The organism is Marinobacter orientalis, assembly GCF_004792665.1.
GTDB classification, from domain to species: Bacteria; Pseudomonadota; Gammaproteobacteria; order Pseudomonadales; family Oleiphilaceae; genus Marinobacter; species Marinobacter orientalis.
Genome location: NZ_SRZX01000001.1, coordinates 1,034,968 through 1,049,052, shown reverse-complemented (window position 1 = coordinate 1,049,052; position 14,085 = coordinate 1,034,968). Strand labels below are relative to the sequence as shown.

The 14,085-nt window shown below is 57.2% G+C and carries 16 protein-coding genes; 14 read left to right on the top strand and 2 right to left on the bottom strand.

Going from position 1 to position 14,085, the window contains the following annotated elements; all coding sequences use genetic code 11:
• Positions 1 to 137: 137 nt before the first annotated feature.
• Positions 138 to 899, top strand: a complete 762-nt coding sequence (locus DIT72_RS04980) for a substrate-binding periplasmic protein (protein WP_228260729.1) — start codon at positions 138 to 140, stop codon at positions 897 to 899.
• Here DIT72_RS04980 and DIT72_RS04975 read toward each other — a convergent pair.
• On the bottom strand, positions 896 to 1,627 hold the full coding sequence (locus DIT72_RS04975) for a DUF3047 domain-containing protein (RefSeq protein ID WP_135954065.1): 732 nt from the start codon (positions 1,625 to 1,627) through the stop codon (positions 896 to 898). The genes DIT72_RS04980 and DIT72_RS04975 overlap by 4 nt on opposite strands.
• Before the next feature lie 83 nt (positions 1,628 to 1,710).
• Here DIT72_RS04975 and DIT72_RS04970 point away from each other — a divergent pair, with 83 nt between their 5' ends.
• Positions 1,711 to 2,235 (top strand): DUF5615 family PIN-like protein, encoded by a 525-nt coding sequence (locus DIT72_RS04970; RefSeq protein ID WP_135954064.1) that lies wholly within the window; start codon positions 1,711 to 1,713, stop codon positions 2,233 to 2,235.
• Here DIT72_RS04970 and DIT72_RS18470 read toward each other — a convergent pair.
• Positions 2,232 to 2,366, bottom strand: a complete 135-nt coding sequence (locus tag DIT72_RS18470; protein WP_265937489.1) for a hypothetical protein — start codon at positions 2,364 to 2,366, stop codon at positions 2,232 to 2,234. The genes DIT72_RS04970 and DIT72_RS18470 overlap by 4 nt on opposite strands.
• Positions 2,367 to 2,558: 192 nt before the next feature.
• Between DIT72_RS18470 and DIT72_RS04960 the strand changes: the two genes are divergently transcribed.
• The 12 genes from DIT72_RS04960 to betA all read left to right on the top strand — a co-directional run bounded on the left by DIT72_RS04960 (position 2,559) and on the right by betA (position 13,997).
• The gene (locus DIT72_RS04960; RefSeq protein ID WP_228260766.1) at positions 2,559 to 2,834 is read left to right on the top strand and encodes a YnfA family protein; all 276 of its coding nucleotides are present in this window, start codon (positions 2,559 to 2,561) and stop codon (positions 2,832 to 2,834) included.
• A 106-nt stretch (positions 2,835 to 2,940) separates the two neighbouring features.
• Positions 2,941 to 3,309, top strand: a complete 369-nt coding sequence (locus DIT72_RS04955) for a hypothetical protein (protein WP_135954063.1) — start codon at positions 2,941 to 2,943, stop codon at positions 3,307 to 3,309.
• A 129-nt stretch (positions 3,310 to 3,438) separates the two neighbouring features.
• Positions 3,439 to 3,663 (top strand): type II toxin-antitoxin system RelE/ParE family toxin, encoded by a 225-nt coding sequence (locus DIT72_RS04945; RefSeq protein ID WP_228260728.1) that lies wholly within the window; start codon positions 3,439 to 3,441, stop codon positions 3,661 to 3,663.
• Between the two features lie 202 nt (positions 3,664 to 3,865).
• Complete coding sequence (locus tag DIT72_RS04940; protein ID WP_135954062.1) at positions 3,866 to 4,792, top strand: LysR family transcriptional regulator; 927 nt, start codon at positions 3,866 to 3,868, stop codon at positions 4,790 to 4,792.
• 76 nt (positions 4,793 to 4,868) lie between these two features.
• Entirely contained in the window at positions 4,869 to 5,231 is a 363-nt protein-coding gene (locus DIT72_RS04935; protein WP_135954061.1) for a DUF7352 domain-containing protein, read from the top strand.
• A 71-nt stretch (positions 5,232 to 5,302) separates the two neighbouring features.
• The gene (locus tag DIT72_RS04930; RefSeq protein ID WP_135954060.1) at positions 5,303 to 6,250 is read left to right on the top strand and encodes a sodium-dependent bicarbonate transport family permease; all 948 of its coding nucleotides are present in this window, start codon (positions 5,303 to 5,305) and stop codon (positions 6,248 to 6,250) included.
• Positions 6,251 to 6,384: 134 nt separating this feature from the next.
• Positions 6,385 to 7,491, top strand: coding sequence for a histone deacetylase family protein (locus DIT72_RS04925; protein WP_135954059.1), 1,107 nt, complete (start codon positions 6,385 to 6,387; stop codon positions 7,489 to 7,491).
• A gap of 147 nt (positions 7,492 to 7,638) precedes the next feature.
• A complete protein-coding gene (ahpC, locus tag DIT72_RS04920) occupies positions 7,639 to 8,202 on the top strand; it encodes an alkyl hydroperoxide reductase subunit C (protein ID WP_168355015.1) in 564 nt (187 codons plus the stop codon).
• Between the two features lie 222 nt (positions 8,203 to 8,424).
• Entirely contained in the window at positions 8,425 to 10,017 is a 1,593-nt protein-coding gene (ahpF, locus tag DIT72_RS04915; RefSeq protein ID WP_135954058.1) for an alkyl hydroperoxide reductase subunit F, read from the top strand.
• A 192-nt stretch (positions 10,018 to 10,209) separates the two neighbouring features.
• Positions 10,210 to 10,818 carry a transcriptional regulator BetI gene (gene betI, locus DIT72_RS04910; RefSeq protein WP_135954057.1) on the top strand — a complete coding sequence of 203 codons (609 nt, stop codon included), beginning with the start codon at positions 10,210 to 10,212 and terminating at the stop codon, positions 10,816 to 10,818.
• Between the two features lie 5 nt (positions 10,819 to 10,823).
• Positions 10,824 to 12,290 carry a betaine-aldehyde dehydrogenase gene (gene betB, locus DIT72_RS04905; protein WP_135954056.1) on the top strand — a complete coding sequence of 489 codons (1,467 nt, stop codon included), beginning with the start codon at positions 10,824 to 10,826 and terminating at the stop codon, positions 12,288 to 12,290.
• Between the two features lie 21 nt (positions 12,291 to 12,311).
• Complete coding sequence (betA, locus tag DIT72_RS04900; protein WP_135954055.1) at positions 12,312 to 13,997, top strand: choline dehydrogenase; 1,686 nt, start codon at positions 12,312 to 12,314, stop codon at positions 13,995 to 13,997.
• Positions 13,998 to 14,085: the final 88 nt, after the last annotated feature.

Below are 14,085 nucleotides of genomic sequence, written 5' to 3'. Positions count from 1 at the left end.
GCGCAGGTCTGTTACTCTTTTTATGGTTTATAAAAAGACAGCGGCAAACAGCAACGATGATCATTACACCCGGAATTCTGACCCCATTCTTCTGTGTTTTTTCGTATCACAGGCGTTTTGTTGCCCCCCGTGGACTTGTGCCTTTCCTTATCGCATTTATTTTCCTTGCCGGCCCCGGCCAAGCCCAGCAACTACGCGACACCGTCAAAGTGGGATACATAGACGCGCCCCCGCTCACATACCAGAGTGAAAATGGTCGTGCCGAAGGATCTTTTATCGAGCTGACCCGCCGCGTGGCGGAGGAAGCGGGGTATGATCCGGATTTTGAGTATCTGCCGGTCACACGCGCCTATTTTTACCTGCGTACCGGTGGCATCGACGTCTGGCCCGGTGTCACTGATGTTCCGGCGCTCAAAGGCGAAGTGCTGGAGAGCTTTGTCAGCCCGCAGCCATTCCAGCTCAGCGCCTGGGGAATGCAAACCATGCCGCCGGTTTCGCACTTCAATGATCTGAAGGGCACAACCCTGATTCTTATCTCCGGCTACACCTATGGTGGCCTGGCGGATCTTCTGGAACGCACCCCTGATATTGCACTGACCGACGCCCCCAGTCATCAGGCGGCTGTGGCAATGCTGAAGCGGGGACGGGGCGACTATCTGCTGGATTTTCACGGCCCGGTAAAAGCCGTACTCAAGGAGTTTCCGGTTCAGGGTATTCGTGAGTACCCTGTGCGGATACGGAACACGGCCTGGGTGTTCTCGCTGGCGAACCCGAGAAGCAGTCAGTTGCGTGACGAATTTGATGATGCCTACCTTCGCCTCGCAGAACGCGGTGAGGTTCCGCAGCCCCGGCCTTTGAGCGAGGGATTTCAGCTTCCGGGTTTAGCCGATCTGCTTTAGGGCCTGATCAACTGGATATCGCCATACCAGGCAGTGGCGGATTCTCCGGTATTGTCGGAATCCGACATGATAGCAACTCCCGCCAGTTTTGGTGGTTTGCGGCCAAAGGCCTGTCTGTAATCCGCCACAATATCCCGCTCCACGGTAACCCACTCGCCGCTGTTCTCCTCCCCTGAGTTCACCGCGACCATCATCGTGGTATCGGTAAAAGGGTTGGCGACGATCTCCCCGACCGGCAGCCGGTTGGCCCAGATATAATTCAGGGCGTTGCCCGGCAGTTCCTCTCCGAACACCACTTCCACCGCTTTGCGTTTGGCGCGCTCGAAAAAACCGGCTTCTTCAGGCTCGAATTCGAACGCGACGTAGATCCGGGCGGGATAGTCATCGCCGTCCTTTTTGCGGGCGTCGCCCTGTTCGAACACATTCGACACCTTCCAGCGCCAGCGCAGAACCAGCGAGTCCCCGGGTTCCACCGATACCCGTGCGATCAGCCCGGAGGCGCTGTTGTCGGTGGTCGCCCTGACCACCTGCTCGCCGTTGTCGTCCACCAGCTGGTAGCGGCTATGGTGGTCGATATCAGGAAATTCCAGTGGTTCCCAGCCATCCTCCAGGGATGTCATCGCTGAAAAGGCCTTTACCAGTGACTCGTTTCTATTGTCTGCATGGACCAATGCGGTCAGGGCGGACAGGATAAGGGATGCCAGTAAATATCCGAGTAAGTGATTCATGATGCTCTCCGGTGGTTGCGGTTAGTGACCAAAAATAGGTAAAAAAGTGCCTTATTGTCATTTCAAGTGCCGGTGGGGATGGTATGAAGCTGATTGAAGGCAGTCTGTGTTCACTGGCACCGCTGCGCTTTGTGTGTGACGAGATGCTGAACGGCCTGGCGCAATGGCTACGCATTGCCGGGTACGATGTGACCATGCCCGTTGAGGGGGCATCGGACCGGCAACTGGTAGAGCAGGCCCAGGCTCAACAGCGCTGGATCATCACCGCCGATTCCGACCTGCTGGAGTTCAGCTGTGCACCTTTCTACGTTATCTACCTGGCGGCGCAGGGCGAATGTGAGCGCCTGCAGGAACTGACACTCAGGCTGGACCTGGACTGGTGTTATGCCCCGTTCAGCCGCTGTAAAAACTGCAATACACCACTTCACCCGGCCAGCGACCGGGAAATACAGAATTTCTACCCGCAGGCATCCAAACTGGACGGGCAGAATGTGTTGGCCTGTGCCACCTGTCGTCAGCTTTACTGGGAAGGAAGCCATGTGCGGCGGATGCGCCACAGACTGGAAGCGATGAACTCGTGGCGGGATGCTTTAAGCCCGCCCCATTAATCTTCCTGGACCGGTGAGGGCAGGAAACGACCAAACTCAACCATCTGCTCCGCCGCAACATCTTGCAGATAAATCCAGATGCCCTCCGAACTGATAGCTGTAATGGCCGTGGTCACCGTGTAAGTGGGCATGGGCTTTCACCTTATTGTTTTGCGGAATTATCCGAACGCGTTCGCAAAATCCCGGAACAGTACGCGAGCGAACGAGGTAACCTTCTGATAGGCTTGAAAAGAGACAAAGCTGCGGGTGGAGTTATACGCCCGGCCTGGCGAGTAAAGGGCAGGGTAGCCGGGGGCGTATAACGCCGGCGGTAGCCTTGGCGGATCTGGTTACTGCCCTATCTCTGGCTTCGCGAGGGTAAAACTATCTGGCTCCTGGTGCCAGGTGCGCTGAGTCTTGCGGCATTTGCTTGGCTGCTGTCATTGCATCCGACCGCTGCGGGCAGAGTCTATGCTGCGTATGGTGGCGTTTATATTTTCATGGCAATACTCTGGTTGTGGGCAGTAGATGGCATCCGTCCGACGGCCTGGGATTTGGTTGGCTCAGCCGTTGCTTTGGTGGGCATGGCAATCATCATGTTTGCGCCGCGCACCACATAACCAGTGCATTAAATACGTTCCGGCCGATGGGCCTCCACCGGGCGGCTTTTTCTCCGCTTCGCTGCGTAAAAGCCGCCGTTTATGCATTCGTTAGGCAATCGTCACGATGAAATGGATGGCTATTCTTTTGCTGATTACTCCCGCCATTGCATTGGCAGAGACTGAGCTGGAGTTTCACCTGTGTTCGTCTTATGTGCAGGAGTCAGCCGTAGGGGAACAGACGGACCGCGGCTGGCCGGTTTTCATCAAATTGACGGAACTTGGTGCCACGAGCTTTGAGAAATTTACGGAAACAAACCGCAGCAAAATGAGCCGCATTGTTGCCGGTGGCCGCGAGTTCTTGAGGGCGACAATATGGGCGCCAGCATTTAGTGGAAAATTACGGGGAACATTCAGTTCCCGGGAAGCTGCTACGGCCTGGGAGCGAACTCTGGCGGACAAATTGCCGGCTGTACCATGCGGTGCGAGAGACTGAGCAATGCCTAACCATGCCAGTTACGGCGACGTCTACTAGATTGCGACTTCGCCTCCGTTTCGTAGCCGCGCGTGCTGTACTTGAGGGAAGAACGTACAGCCAGAGTGAGGCCAGGGAGAAAATGAGTAAATGGCTGAAGTAATCTGGACTGAGCCTGCCGTTCAAGAACTGGATGCCATCGCTGAGTACATTGTTCTGGATAATCCTGTTGCCGCAAGTCATCTGGTCCAGGAAGTTTTCGATAAGACCGAGCGCTTGGAAGATTTTCCCCAATCCGGACGGATTCCTCCAGAACTCCCTGATTCGGTATACAGGGAGGTAGTGGTTCCACCGTGCCGCATTTTTTTATCGTGAGGATAAGAAGCGGGGTCTCGTCCTTTATGTCATGCGAGAGGAGCGGCAGCTTCGTGCATACATGCTTGGGAACAGTTAACCAGGCGCGTCACTCGGATGCCTTTGTCTCCGCTTCGCTACCTCAAAGTCACCGGTGCACTTCGGCGTTAGCTGTATTAGCCTCCCTCAGCCAGTGCTACAGGTGTCAGACAAACAGTGAGTCATGTCAGAGATGGGTAACCTGAACCTTCGACATCTTTATTACTTCTGGGTGATTGCCCGTGAGGGCTCCATTGTCCGGGCGGCAGAGAGTCTTGAGCTGACACCGCAGACCCTCAGCGGCCAGCTTGCTACCTTCGAATCCGTCCTGGGCAATGCCCTTTTCCGTCGCGCCAACCGGTCCCTGCAGCTGACTGATTTCGGACGAACTGTCTTCGGTTACGCCGACGATATGTTCCAGACGGCCCAGGCGCTGACCGATGTGCTCCAGCAGCCGCCGGAAAACAGACCCCTGAGCCTGTCAGTCGGCATTGCCGCCTCAATCCACAAGCTGATTGCCTATCATCTGACCGCGCCGGCCCTGTTCCTCGCCCGCGAAGTGCGGCTGAGCTGCCGCACCGGTGACACCACTGAATTGTTGAAACGCCTTGGCCAGCGCGAGCTGGATATTGTCCTCACTGATCGCGAGCCGGCGTCGGGCGAGGCCAGCCATTTCCGCAGTCACCGGCTGGCAAGCTCCTCGATGTCACTGTTTGCGGCCCCGGATCTGGCGCGTAAATTGTCTTCGGATTTTCCTGCAAGTCTTGATCGGCAGCCATTTCTGGCGACATCGCTTGATGCCCCTTATATCAGCGCTTTGATGAACTGGTTTTCCAGCCAGAATATCCGCGTGAAAGTGATTGCCGAGGTGGATGACAGTGCTCTGATCAAGGTGTTCGGCCGCGAGGGCGTGGGTTATTTTGCCGCACCCACAGCAATCCATGATGAGGTTTGTCGGCAATACCAGGTAGAGCATGTGGCCAGCATCCACGAGGTAAGGGACACCCTGTATGCGGTGACCCGGGCCAGGGGAAGCCATAACGCAGCAGTGGCCGAGTTATTGCGGGAGCGTCCTGAACTGAATGATAAAATCGAAAAAAGCGAACAATAAACCAGAAAAAACTGTATTCCTCTCGATTTATTGTTTGTGGATGATGGCACTGTGTCCCATAGAAGGAGATCAGGCTATGAAAACGATTCACAAGTTCCGTCTCGAGATCGGCAGAGAACCCAATACGCTGAAGCTGCGTGAAGGGTATCGCGTGGTTCGCTGCGAATACCTGGTATCCCAGAAGGGCGTTTACCTGTGGGTGGAACAACCACTGAACGTGGCCATTCCGATGGTAGAACGGCAATTTGTAGTGGTATATTCGGGCGACCCGGTACCTGTCAGTTACCAGCATCTGGATACCGCACTCGACCCCTTTGGCCCTGAAGCCTATCATGTATTTGAGGTGGCACAGGCCCCGGCCAGAAAACCGGTTGCATCGAACCAGCAGGCAAACGCGATTCTGTTCCGGCCAACTTCACAACAGGTGGGAACGGCGTAGCTGATTGCGTAGCTTAAACTGTTATTGCAAGGGCCCTGCGGGGCCCTTTTTCGTACTGGAGTTTTTGATTCATGCCCGACATCATCGTGATGTTCTTCCTGCTTGGAGTGATTGCGGGAACCCTTCGCTCAGACCTGACGATCCCCAAGGCCGTTTACGATATTCTCAGCCTTCTGCTGATGCTGACCATTGGCCTCAAGGGCGGCATGGCACTGCATGGCAACCTTCACTGGGGACTCGTTACAGAAGTACTGGCGATTATGGCACTGGGCTTTGCCATTCCTCTGGTGCTGTTTCCGCTGCTGCGGCACCTGGTGCGGCTGAACGTGGCAGACGCTGCCAGTTTTTGTGCCCACTACGGTTCCGTCAGCGCGGGTACCTTTGCCGTTGCGCTGGCCTGGGTCGAGTCCCGGGGACTGGCCACTGACGGGCAGGTTACCCTGTACCTGGTGTTGCTGGAGTTGCCGGCAATCCTTACCGGTCTCTGGCTGTACCGGCGTTTCACCCAGGAGTCGGTCCAATCGAGCAGCACAGGTACACCGTTGTGGCAGGAGACTCTGACCAACCGAAGCGTTGTTTTGCTCGTTGGCGGCGTGGTTATAGGCATTCTCTACGGTCCGGACAAAGGGGATGGCGTGACGGCGCCGCTGACGGGTGCTTTCTCCCTGGTGCTGTCGCTGTTCCTGCTGGAGATGGGCCTGGTGGCAGCCGAAACCCTGCGCAAAATCCAGCTTCGCCACTGGCGGCTGATTGTCTTCGCCCTGTGCATGCCTCCGATTCTGTCTCTGCCCGGGCTGGCGACGGGCCTGTGGCTGGGGCTTGAGACCGGCACCATTGTTATTCTGGGTGCGCTCACCGCCAGTGCGTCCTATATTGCAGCGCCGGTGGCCGTGCGACACGCCATTCCCGAGGCGGATATCGGACTGGCCATGCTCGCCTCTCTCGGTGTGACGTTTCCGTTTAACGTATTGATCGGGATCGGCTTGTACAGTTACTTTTTGGAGTTTTTCCCGGGATAGCTCTCTCTATTGAGCAGGAAGTCACCGGTGTCGCAGGTCAGTCCCGTGTGATCCGCTGGCGGATGCGCGCAGCGTTGTTATTTACCCTCATAGGGCTATGATGGTCACAGAGCTGCTATAGGGAGGACACGGCTTTGGTACAGCAAAGGGACGTCACTGTTTTTTACGATGAGCGGGTATTGGCTCATGCCCCGGACAGCAATGTGGATTTTTTGCCCGGCCGCCTGGACAAGCGGATTCGCACCATTCTGTCGGACCTGGACGTGCAGTGGAAGTACCCGGAGCACCCCGGCCGCATGACTGCGATCATGGAGCTCCTGGCCCGCGAACCGATTCCCGGTATGCGGATCGAGCCCGGCAAGGCAGCAACCAAGGATGAGTTGAGTCGGGTCCATACCCGGTCCTTTCTCGACGACATTTTTTCTCTGCGAAATGAAAGTGCCTGGCTGGATGTGGACACCACGGCGGTTTCACCTGGCAGTGTCCAGGCCGCCGAAGTGGCTGCCGGTACTGCCATTGCGGCGGTGGAAGCCGTTGTTGAGGGTCGTACTGGTGCCGCTTTCGCGGTAGTACGGCCGCCCGGTCACCATGCCGAGCCGGCACGGGCAAGGGGATTCTGCCTGTTCAACAATGTGGCGATTGCGGCGGCTCACGCCCATGCTGCTCTAGGCTGCAAGCGAGTGTTGATTGTTGACTGGGACGCCCATCATGGTAATGGCACACAGGATATTTTCTGGGCTGATCCGGACGTCATGTTTTTCGATATGCACCGCGCCGCGCCATTCTATCCGGGCACCGGCTCGCTGACCGACGTTGGCGCAGGTCGCGGCGAGGGCACCACTGTCAATGTGCCTATGGCCGCCGGCGCTGGCGATGTGGCCTATCTGAAGGCCATGCGTGAGATTCTGGTGCCGGCGGCAGACTTCTTCAAACCGGACCTGGTGCTGGTTTCCGCCGGCTTTGATGCCCACTGGTTTGATCTGGCACTCAATGTGTCTTACGAGGGCTTTGCAGCCATGACCGGAATTGTCCAGCAAATTGCCGACAGGCACTGTAATGGCCGCCTGGCGATGATCCTGGAGGGCGGTTATAATACCGAATCACTGTCTCATGGCGTGTATGCTGTGCTTGAGGTGTTGGCCGGAGGCACGTTGAGCGAGCCAAAAGACTGCGGCATAGAGGAAGTGGACACCGCCATCGAATTCCACAAGGGTGCCTTCAAGCCCGAAAACGCGGAATAGTCTTTTCCTGCAGCCTGCCCGGAATTACAATAGCAATTTCCTATCAAACAACTAAAAACAATCAATTTGCATGTTTTTGGTCGGATCAATATTGTATCCGACTCAAGTTTAGCCATTACCTGAACTAACCAACTGGAGACATCTTTAATGGGTATGATTAATAGCGAAATTAAGCCGTTCAACGCAACTGCTTTCAAGCAGGGTGAGTTCGTTGAAATTTCCGAAGCCGATGTAAAAGGCAAGTGGTCCGTATTTTTCTTCTATCCGGCTGACTTCACCTTTGTGTGCCCGACCGAACTCGGCGATGTTGCCGACAAGTATGAAGAGTTGCAGAAGCTGGGCGTGGAAGTATTTTCCGTGTCCACTGACACTCACTTCACTCACAAGGCGTGGCACAGCAGCTCCGAGACCATCGGCAAGATCAACTACTTCATGGTTGGCGACCAGACCGGCACCATCACCAATAACTTCGGTGTAATGCGTGAAGGCCAGGGCCTTGCAGACCGCGCGACTTTCCTGATCGACCCGGATGGCATTATCCAGGCCATGGAAATCACGGCTGAAGGCATCGGCCGTGACGCGGACGATCTGATGCGCAAGGTAAAAGCGGCGCAGTATGTTCGCGCCCATCCTGGCGAAGTCTGCCCGGCCAAGTGGAAAGAAGGCGAAGCGACGCTGACGCCGTCACTGGACCTGGTTGGCAAGATCTAAGGTTTCAGACCAGTGGAAACCGGTAAGAAGGCCCGCACCGCGGGCCTTCTTCATTTCTATCTGGTTGATTTTCTGAGTCGAATAGCAAAGGCCTATCAAATACTTTAGATCAATTAATTTGAGCTCTGCCTGGCCTGTCCGTAGTGTACTTACATATTCGATTCTCGACTCAACCTGAGTTTGCTAATTCGATTTTATGATTTCCTGAGAGGAAGAAAGAACATGTTGGATGCCAGTATCAAGGAGCAATTGAAAGCCTATATGGAAAAGCTGCAACAGCCGATCGAGCTGGTTGCAGCCTATGACGACAGCAGTAAGTCCCAGGAACTGAAGCAGCTGCTGGACGAAATCGAGCCATTGTCGGACAAGATCAGCTTACGCACGGAAGAATCCGCAGACGTGCGTCGTCCGTCCTTCGCGATCAACCGGGTGGGTAGCGATATCGGTGTCAGATTCGCCGCTATTCCCATGGGTCACGAATTCACCTCCCTGGTGTTGGCGCTTCTGCAGGTCGGTGGTCACCCCCCCAAGGCCAGCCAGGAGGTGATCGAGCAGGTGAAAGACCTCGACGGTGAGTTCGAGTTCGAAACCTATTTCTCCCTGTCGTGCCAGAACTGCCCGGACGTGGTTCAGGCTCTGAACCTGATGAGCGTTCTCAATCCGCGGATCAAGCACACCGCGATCGACGGTGCCCTCTTCCAGGACGAGGTAGAGCAGCGCGAAGTCATGGCCGTGCCCAGCGTATACATGAATGGCAAGCCGTTCGGCCAGGGCCGCATGACCCTGGAGCAGATTATCGCCAAGGTGGATACTGGTGCGGAAGCGCGCGAAGCCGAGAAACTGAAGCACAAGGACCCGTTTGAAGTGCTGGTCATCGGTGGTGGCCCGGCGGGTTCCGCAGCCGCCATCTACGCAGCGCGTAAGGGCATCTCCACTGGTATTGCCGCCGAGCGTTTCGGCGGCCAGGTGGCGGACACCATGGGTATCGAAAACCTGATTTCCGTGCCTTACACCGAAGGCCCCAAGCTGGTGGCGGCCATGGAGCAGCACGTCAAGGAATACGACGTGGACATCATGAACCTGCAGCGCGCCGAGAAGCTGATCCCGGCGTCCAGTCGGGGCGGTCTCCATGAGGTCAGCCTGGCTAACGGTGCCTCTCTGAAGGCACGCACGCTGATTCTGTCCACCGGCGCACGCTGGCGCCAGCTGGGTGTGCCGGGCGAAGAAGAATACCGCAACAAGGGCGTCGCCTACTGTCCGCACTGTGACGGTCCGCTGTTCAAGGGCAAGCGCGTGGCGGTCGTTGGGGGTGGTAACTCCGGCGTGGAAGCGGCCATCGATCTGGCTGGCATCGTCGGCCACGTTACCCTGCTGGAATTCGCCTCTGAAATGAAGGCGGATGACGTACTCCAGAAAAAGCTGCGCAGCCTGAAGAACGTGGAAATCCTGACCTCCGCCCAGACCACCGAAGTCGTGGGCGAGAACGGTAAGGTCAGCGGTCTGAACTACAAGGACCGGAACAGCGGCGAAGAGCATCATGTTGCCCTGGAAGGTGTGTTTATCCAGATCGGCCTGATTCCCAACACCGAATGGCTGAAAGGCTCGATCGAGCTGAGCCAGCATGGTGAGATCATTGTTGATGAGCGCGGTGAAACTTCCATCCCGGGTGTTTTTGCCGCCGGCGACGCGACCACCGTGCCCTACAAGCAGATCGTGATTTCCATGGGTGATGGCTCGAAGGCCGCCCTGAGCGCCTTTGACTTCCTGATCCGCAATTCCGCTGATGACAGCGAGAGTGACGAAGAGGCGGCCTGAACCACTGCCTGAAAACAGGTTCACACACGGCTGACCCCTAACCAACAGTTCGTGTTTTCAGCCCCGTTGTCCGATTTCCGGATAGCGGGGCTTTTTTATGGGCGAGTATCTCCCGGTTGAACAAGTCAATTACCTTCTGTACACTTTATTTTAATTGAACGTTCAATTAACTAAGATTGAGTCAAAACCGCGATGCCGATTGTCGGAGTAAAAGACACCCGAAAGCAGCAACTGATTGATGCCACCATGGCGTCTATTGCCGAGCTGGGTCTGCAGAACACCACGATTATTTCCATCAGCCGTCGTGCCGGCATGTCGTCCGGCATCATCAGCCATTATTTCGGCGGCAAGCAGGGGCTGATCGAGGCGGCGCTTCGCTATCTGCTGGGCCAGCTTGGCAGGGAATTGCGGGAGCGAATGGCCCGCACCGATGGCTCTCCGGAGCAGCGCCTGCAGTGCATTGTGGAAGCCAATTTCTCCGAGTTCCAGCGCTCCGAACTGACCGCAAAAACCTGGCTCAGCTTCTGGTCCCGCTCCATGCACGAGCCCGGCTTGCAGCGGCTACAGCAGATAAACAATGCCAGGCTTTACAGCAATCTGCGTTACGCCTTTGCCCGGCGTTTGCCGAAACAGGCCGCCACCGAAGCCGCCCGCCAGGTGGCGGCAATGATTGACGGTTTCTGGCTGCGCAGTGCCCTGAGCACGGATCCCCAGGAAGGCTTCGCCGCCGCCGAGACCCTGTGCAAGCGGTTTGCATTGAACGCGCTCAACCCGACAACGAATTCACCAGCTCAGGTCTGAACCCTATGACTGAATTACCCCGTTATCAGAACTTCATCCATGGCCAAGCCATGGCCAACGAGTCCGGCGAAACCTTCCCGGTGGTCAATCCCGCCACGGGCGAGGTGATCTATGAAATGGAAATAGCCGATGACAGTATCCGCGAGGCCGCTATCAGCAGTGCCCAGGCCGGCTTCAAGACCTGGTCTGCAATGACCGGTGCCCAGCGTGGACGCATTCTCCAGCGTGCCGTGGCATTGCTGCGGGAACGCAATGATGAGTTGGCGGCCCTGGAAGTAAAGGATACCGGCAAACCCTGGCAGGAAGCCCAGGTGGTCGACGTGGTCACCGGCTGCGATACCCTGGAATACTTTGCCGGCCTGGCCGCGTCGGTTGAGGGTAACCAGCAGGATCTCGGCGGTGATTTCTACTACACCCGCCGGGAGCCCCTGGGTGTGTGTGCCGGAATCGGTGCCTGGAACTACCCCCTGCAGATTGCCTGCTGGAAGTCGGCCCCGGCGCTGGCCACGGGCAACAGCATGATCTTCAAGCCCTCCGAGGAAACCCCGATGGGCGCGTTGAAGCTGGCGGAGATTTTCACCGAAGCCGGCGTGCCTGCGGGCGTGTTCAACGTGGTTCAGGGTGATGGTGAGGTGGGCGCCTGGCTGACCCACCACCCGGCCATTGCCAAGGTGTCGTTTACCGGGGAAGTAGGCACCGGCAGGAAAGTAATGACGGCAGCCGCCTCCACCCTGAAAGACGTCACCATGGAGCTGGGCGGTAAATCCCCGCTGATTATCTTTGATGATGCGGATATCGACAACGCCGTATCAGCCGCCATGCTGGGCAACTTTTATACCCAGGGCGAGATATGCACCAACGGCACCCGGGTGTTCGTGCACGAAGCCATCTACTCGGAATTCATGGACCGGTTGCTGAAGCGGACGCTGAACAACATCCGCATGGGCGATCCGACAGATCCTGACACCAACTTCGGGGCACTGATCTCCGGTAAACACCAGCAACTGGTTCTGGACTACATCGAGAAAGGCATCGCCGAAGGCGCCACTCTCAGCCACGGCGGCAAGGCCGCAAAGCCGGCATCCGCCCCTGGCGGTTATTTCGTGGAACCCACCATCTTCACCGATTGCACCGATGACATGACCATCTGCCGTGAGGAAATCTTCGGGCCGGTGATGTCGGTGCTGACCTTCTCCGGTGAAGAGGAAGTCATTGATCGGGCCAATAACACTGACACCGGCCTGGCCGCCGGTGTGTTTACCAACGACATCCGTCGCGCCCATCGGGTTATTCACCGGATCCAGGCGGGTATCTGCTGGATCAACAGCTACGGAGCCTCGCCAGCGGAAATGCCGGTGGGTGGATACAAACTCTCGGGTATTGGCCGTGAAAACGGTCGCGTCACACTCGACCACTACACGCAGCTGAAAGCGGTGTACGTGGGAATGGAGGACATAGACAGCCCGTTCTGACCGGGCTGCTCGGAGCTGCGTATGAAAGAAGCAAACTACGATTACATCATTGTCGGGGCCGGGTCTGCCGGTTGTGTGCTGGCCAACCGGCTTACCGAGGATGGCCGCCACCGGGTGTTGCTGCTGGAGACCGGGGGCAGCGACAAGAGCATCTTTATCCAGATGCCCACTGCGCTATCCATCCCCATGAACACCAAAAAATATGCCTGGCAGTTCGAGACCGAGCCGGAACCCTACCTGGATAACCGCCGCATGCACTGCCCCCGGGGCAAGGTGCTGGGCGGTTCGTCTTCCATTAACGGTATGGTTTACGTGCGTGGCCATGCCCGTGACTTTGACGAGTGGCAGCAACAGGGCGCCGATGGCTGGGACTATCGTCACTGCCTGCCCTATTTCAGGAAAGCTGAAACCTGGGCTTTTGGCGGTGATGAGTACCGTGGTGACCAGGGCCCGCTGGGTGTGAATAACGGCAATAACATGCAGAACCCGCTCTACAGGGCGTTTGTGGATGCGGGTGTGGATGCCGGTTATTTCGCCACCGATGATTATAACGGTGCGCGCCAGGAAGGCTTTGGTGCCATGCACATGACGGTCAAGAATGGCCGCCGCTGGTCCACCGCCAATGCCTACCTCCGGCCCGCCATGGAGCGGGACAATCTGACGGTGGTCACCCATGCGCTGGTTCACAGGGTATTGCTGGAGGGCAAGCAGGCCACCGGTGTGCGTTACGAGAAAGACGGCAAGCCGGTGGATGTGACGGCCTCCAGTGAAGTAATTCTCAGTGCCGGCTCCATTGGTTCGCCCCACCTGTTGCAGCTCTCGGGCATTGGTAATCGTGAGGTGCTGGAGCAGGCGGCTATTCCTGTCAATCACGAGCTGCCCGGTGTTGGTGGCAACCTGCAGGATCACCTGGAGTTCTACTTCCAGTTCCGCTGCAAAGAGCCCGTCTCTCTTAATGGCAAGCTCGACTGGTGGAACAAACTCAAGATCGGTGTTCGCTGGCTGTTGAAGAAGGATGGCCTGGGAGCCACCAACCATTTCGAATCCTGCGGCTTTATCCGCTCCAGGGCCGGCGTTGAGTGGCCGGACATGCAGTATCACTTTCTGCCGGCGGCCATGCGGTACGACGGCAAGGAAGCTTTCAGCGGCGACGGTTTTCAGTTGCATATCGGCCACAACAAGCCCCGCAGCCGTGGTTCGGTTTATGTGCAGTCAGGTGACCCGCGGCAACCGCCGCGCATCCTGTTCAATTACCTGCAGCATGAGGATGACCGGGAAGGTTTCCGGGATTGCGTGCGCCTGACCCGGGAGATTATCAGCCAGCCCGCCATGGATCGGTTCCGCGGCCCGGAAATACAACCCGGTGTCGATGTGCAGAGTGACGAAGAAATCGACGCCTTTGTCCGCCAGGCGGTGGAAAGCGCCTACCATCCCTCCTGCACCTGCAAGATGGGTGTGGACGATCAGGCCGTGGTGGGCCCGGATACCCGGGTTCATGGCGTGAGCGGCCTGCGGGTGGTGGACTCGTCCATCTTCCCTACCATTCCCAACGGTAATCTCAATGCTCCCACCATCATGGTGGCGGAGCGTGCCGCTGATCTTATTCGTGGCGTAGAGCCACTGGATCCGTCCGTTGCCCCCGTGGAAATGGACCAGCATTGGCGTAATCGCCAGCGCCCCGGAGGGGCCAGACGCGTGACCGCCTGACCATATCCCGGTGGCGCAATGGCCGCCGGTTTTTTATGCAAACCATCAGGACTTACCTATCGTCGCTGCCGCTGCGGAAAACGCACCG

Excerpts from the sequence above, each read along its gene's own strand:
- DIT72_RS04975 (WP_135954065.1), bottom strand. The coding sequence starts at position 1,627 with ATGAATCACTTACTCGGATATTTACTGGCATCCCTTATCCTGTCCGCC.
- DIT72_RS04970 (WP_135954064.1), top strand. The coding sequence starts at position 1,711 with ATGAAGCTGATTGAAGGCAGTCTGTGTTCACTGGCACCGCTGCGCTTT.
- DIT72_RS18470 (WP_265937489.1), bottom strand. The coding sequence starts at position 2,366 with ATGCCCACTTACACGGTGACCACGGCCATTACAGCTATCAGTTCGGAG.
- DIT72_RS04955 (WP_135954063.1), top strand. The coding sequence starts at position 2,941 with ATGAAATGGATGGCTATTCTTTTGCTGATTACTCCCGCCATTGCATTG.
- DIT72_RS04945 (WP_228260728.1), top strand. The coding sequence starts at position 3,439 with ATGGCTGAAGTAATCTGGACTGAGCCTGCCGTTCAAGAACTGGATGCC.
- DIT72_RS04940 (WP_135954062.1), top strand. The coding sequence starts at position 3,866 with ATGTCAGAGATGGGTAACCTGAACCTTCGACATCTTTATTACTTCTGG.
- DIT72_RS04935 (WP_135954061.1), top strand. The coding sequence starts at position 4,869 with ATGAAAACGATTCACAAGTTCCGTCTCGAGATCGGCAGAGAACCCAAT.
- DIT72_RS04930 (WP_135954060.1), top strand. The coding sequence starts at position 5,303 with ATGCCCGACATCATCGTGATGTTCTTCCTGCTTGGAGTGATTGCGGGA.
- ahpC (WP_168355015.1), top strand. The coding sequence starts at position 7,639 with ATGGGTATGATTAATAGCGAAATTAAGCCGTTCAACGCAACTGCTTTC.
- ahpF (WP_135954058.1), top strand. The coding sequence starts at position 8,425 with ATGTTGGATGCCAGTATCAAGGAGCAATTGAAAGCCTATATGGAAAAG.
- betI (WP_135954057.1), top strand. The coding sequence starts at position 10,210 with ATGCCGATTGTCGGAGTAAAAGACACCCGAAAGCAGCAACTGATTGAT.
- betB (WP_135954056.1), top strand. The coding sequence starts at position 10,824 with ATGACTGAATTACCCCGTTATCAGAACTTCATCCATGGCCAAGCCATG.
- betA (WP_135954055.1), top strand. The coding sequence starts at position 12,312 with ATGAAAGAAGCAAACTACGATTACATCATTGTCGGGGCCGGGTCTGCC.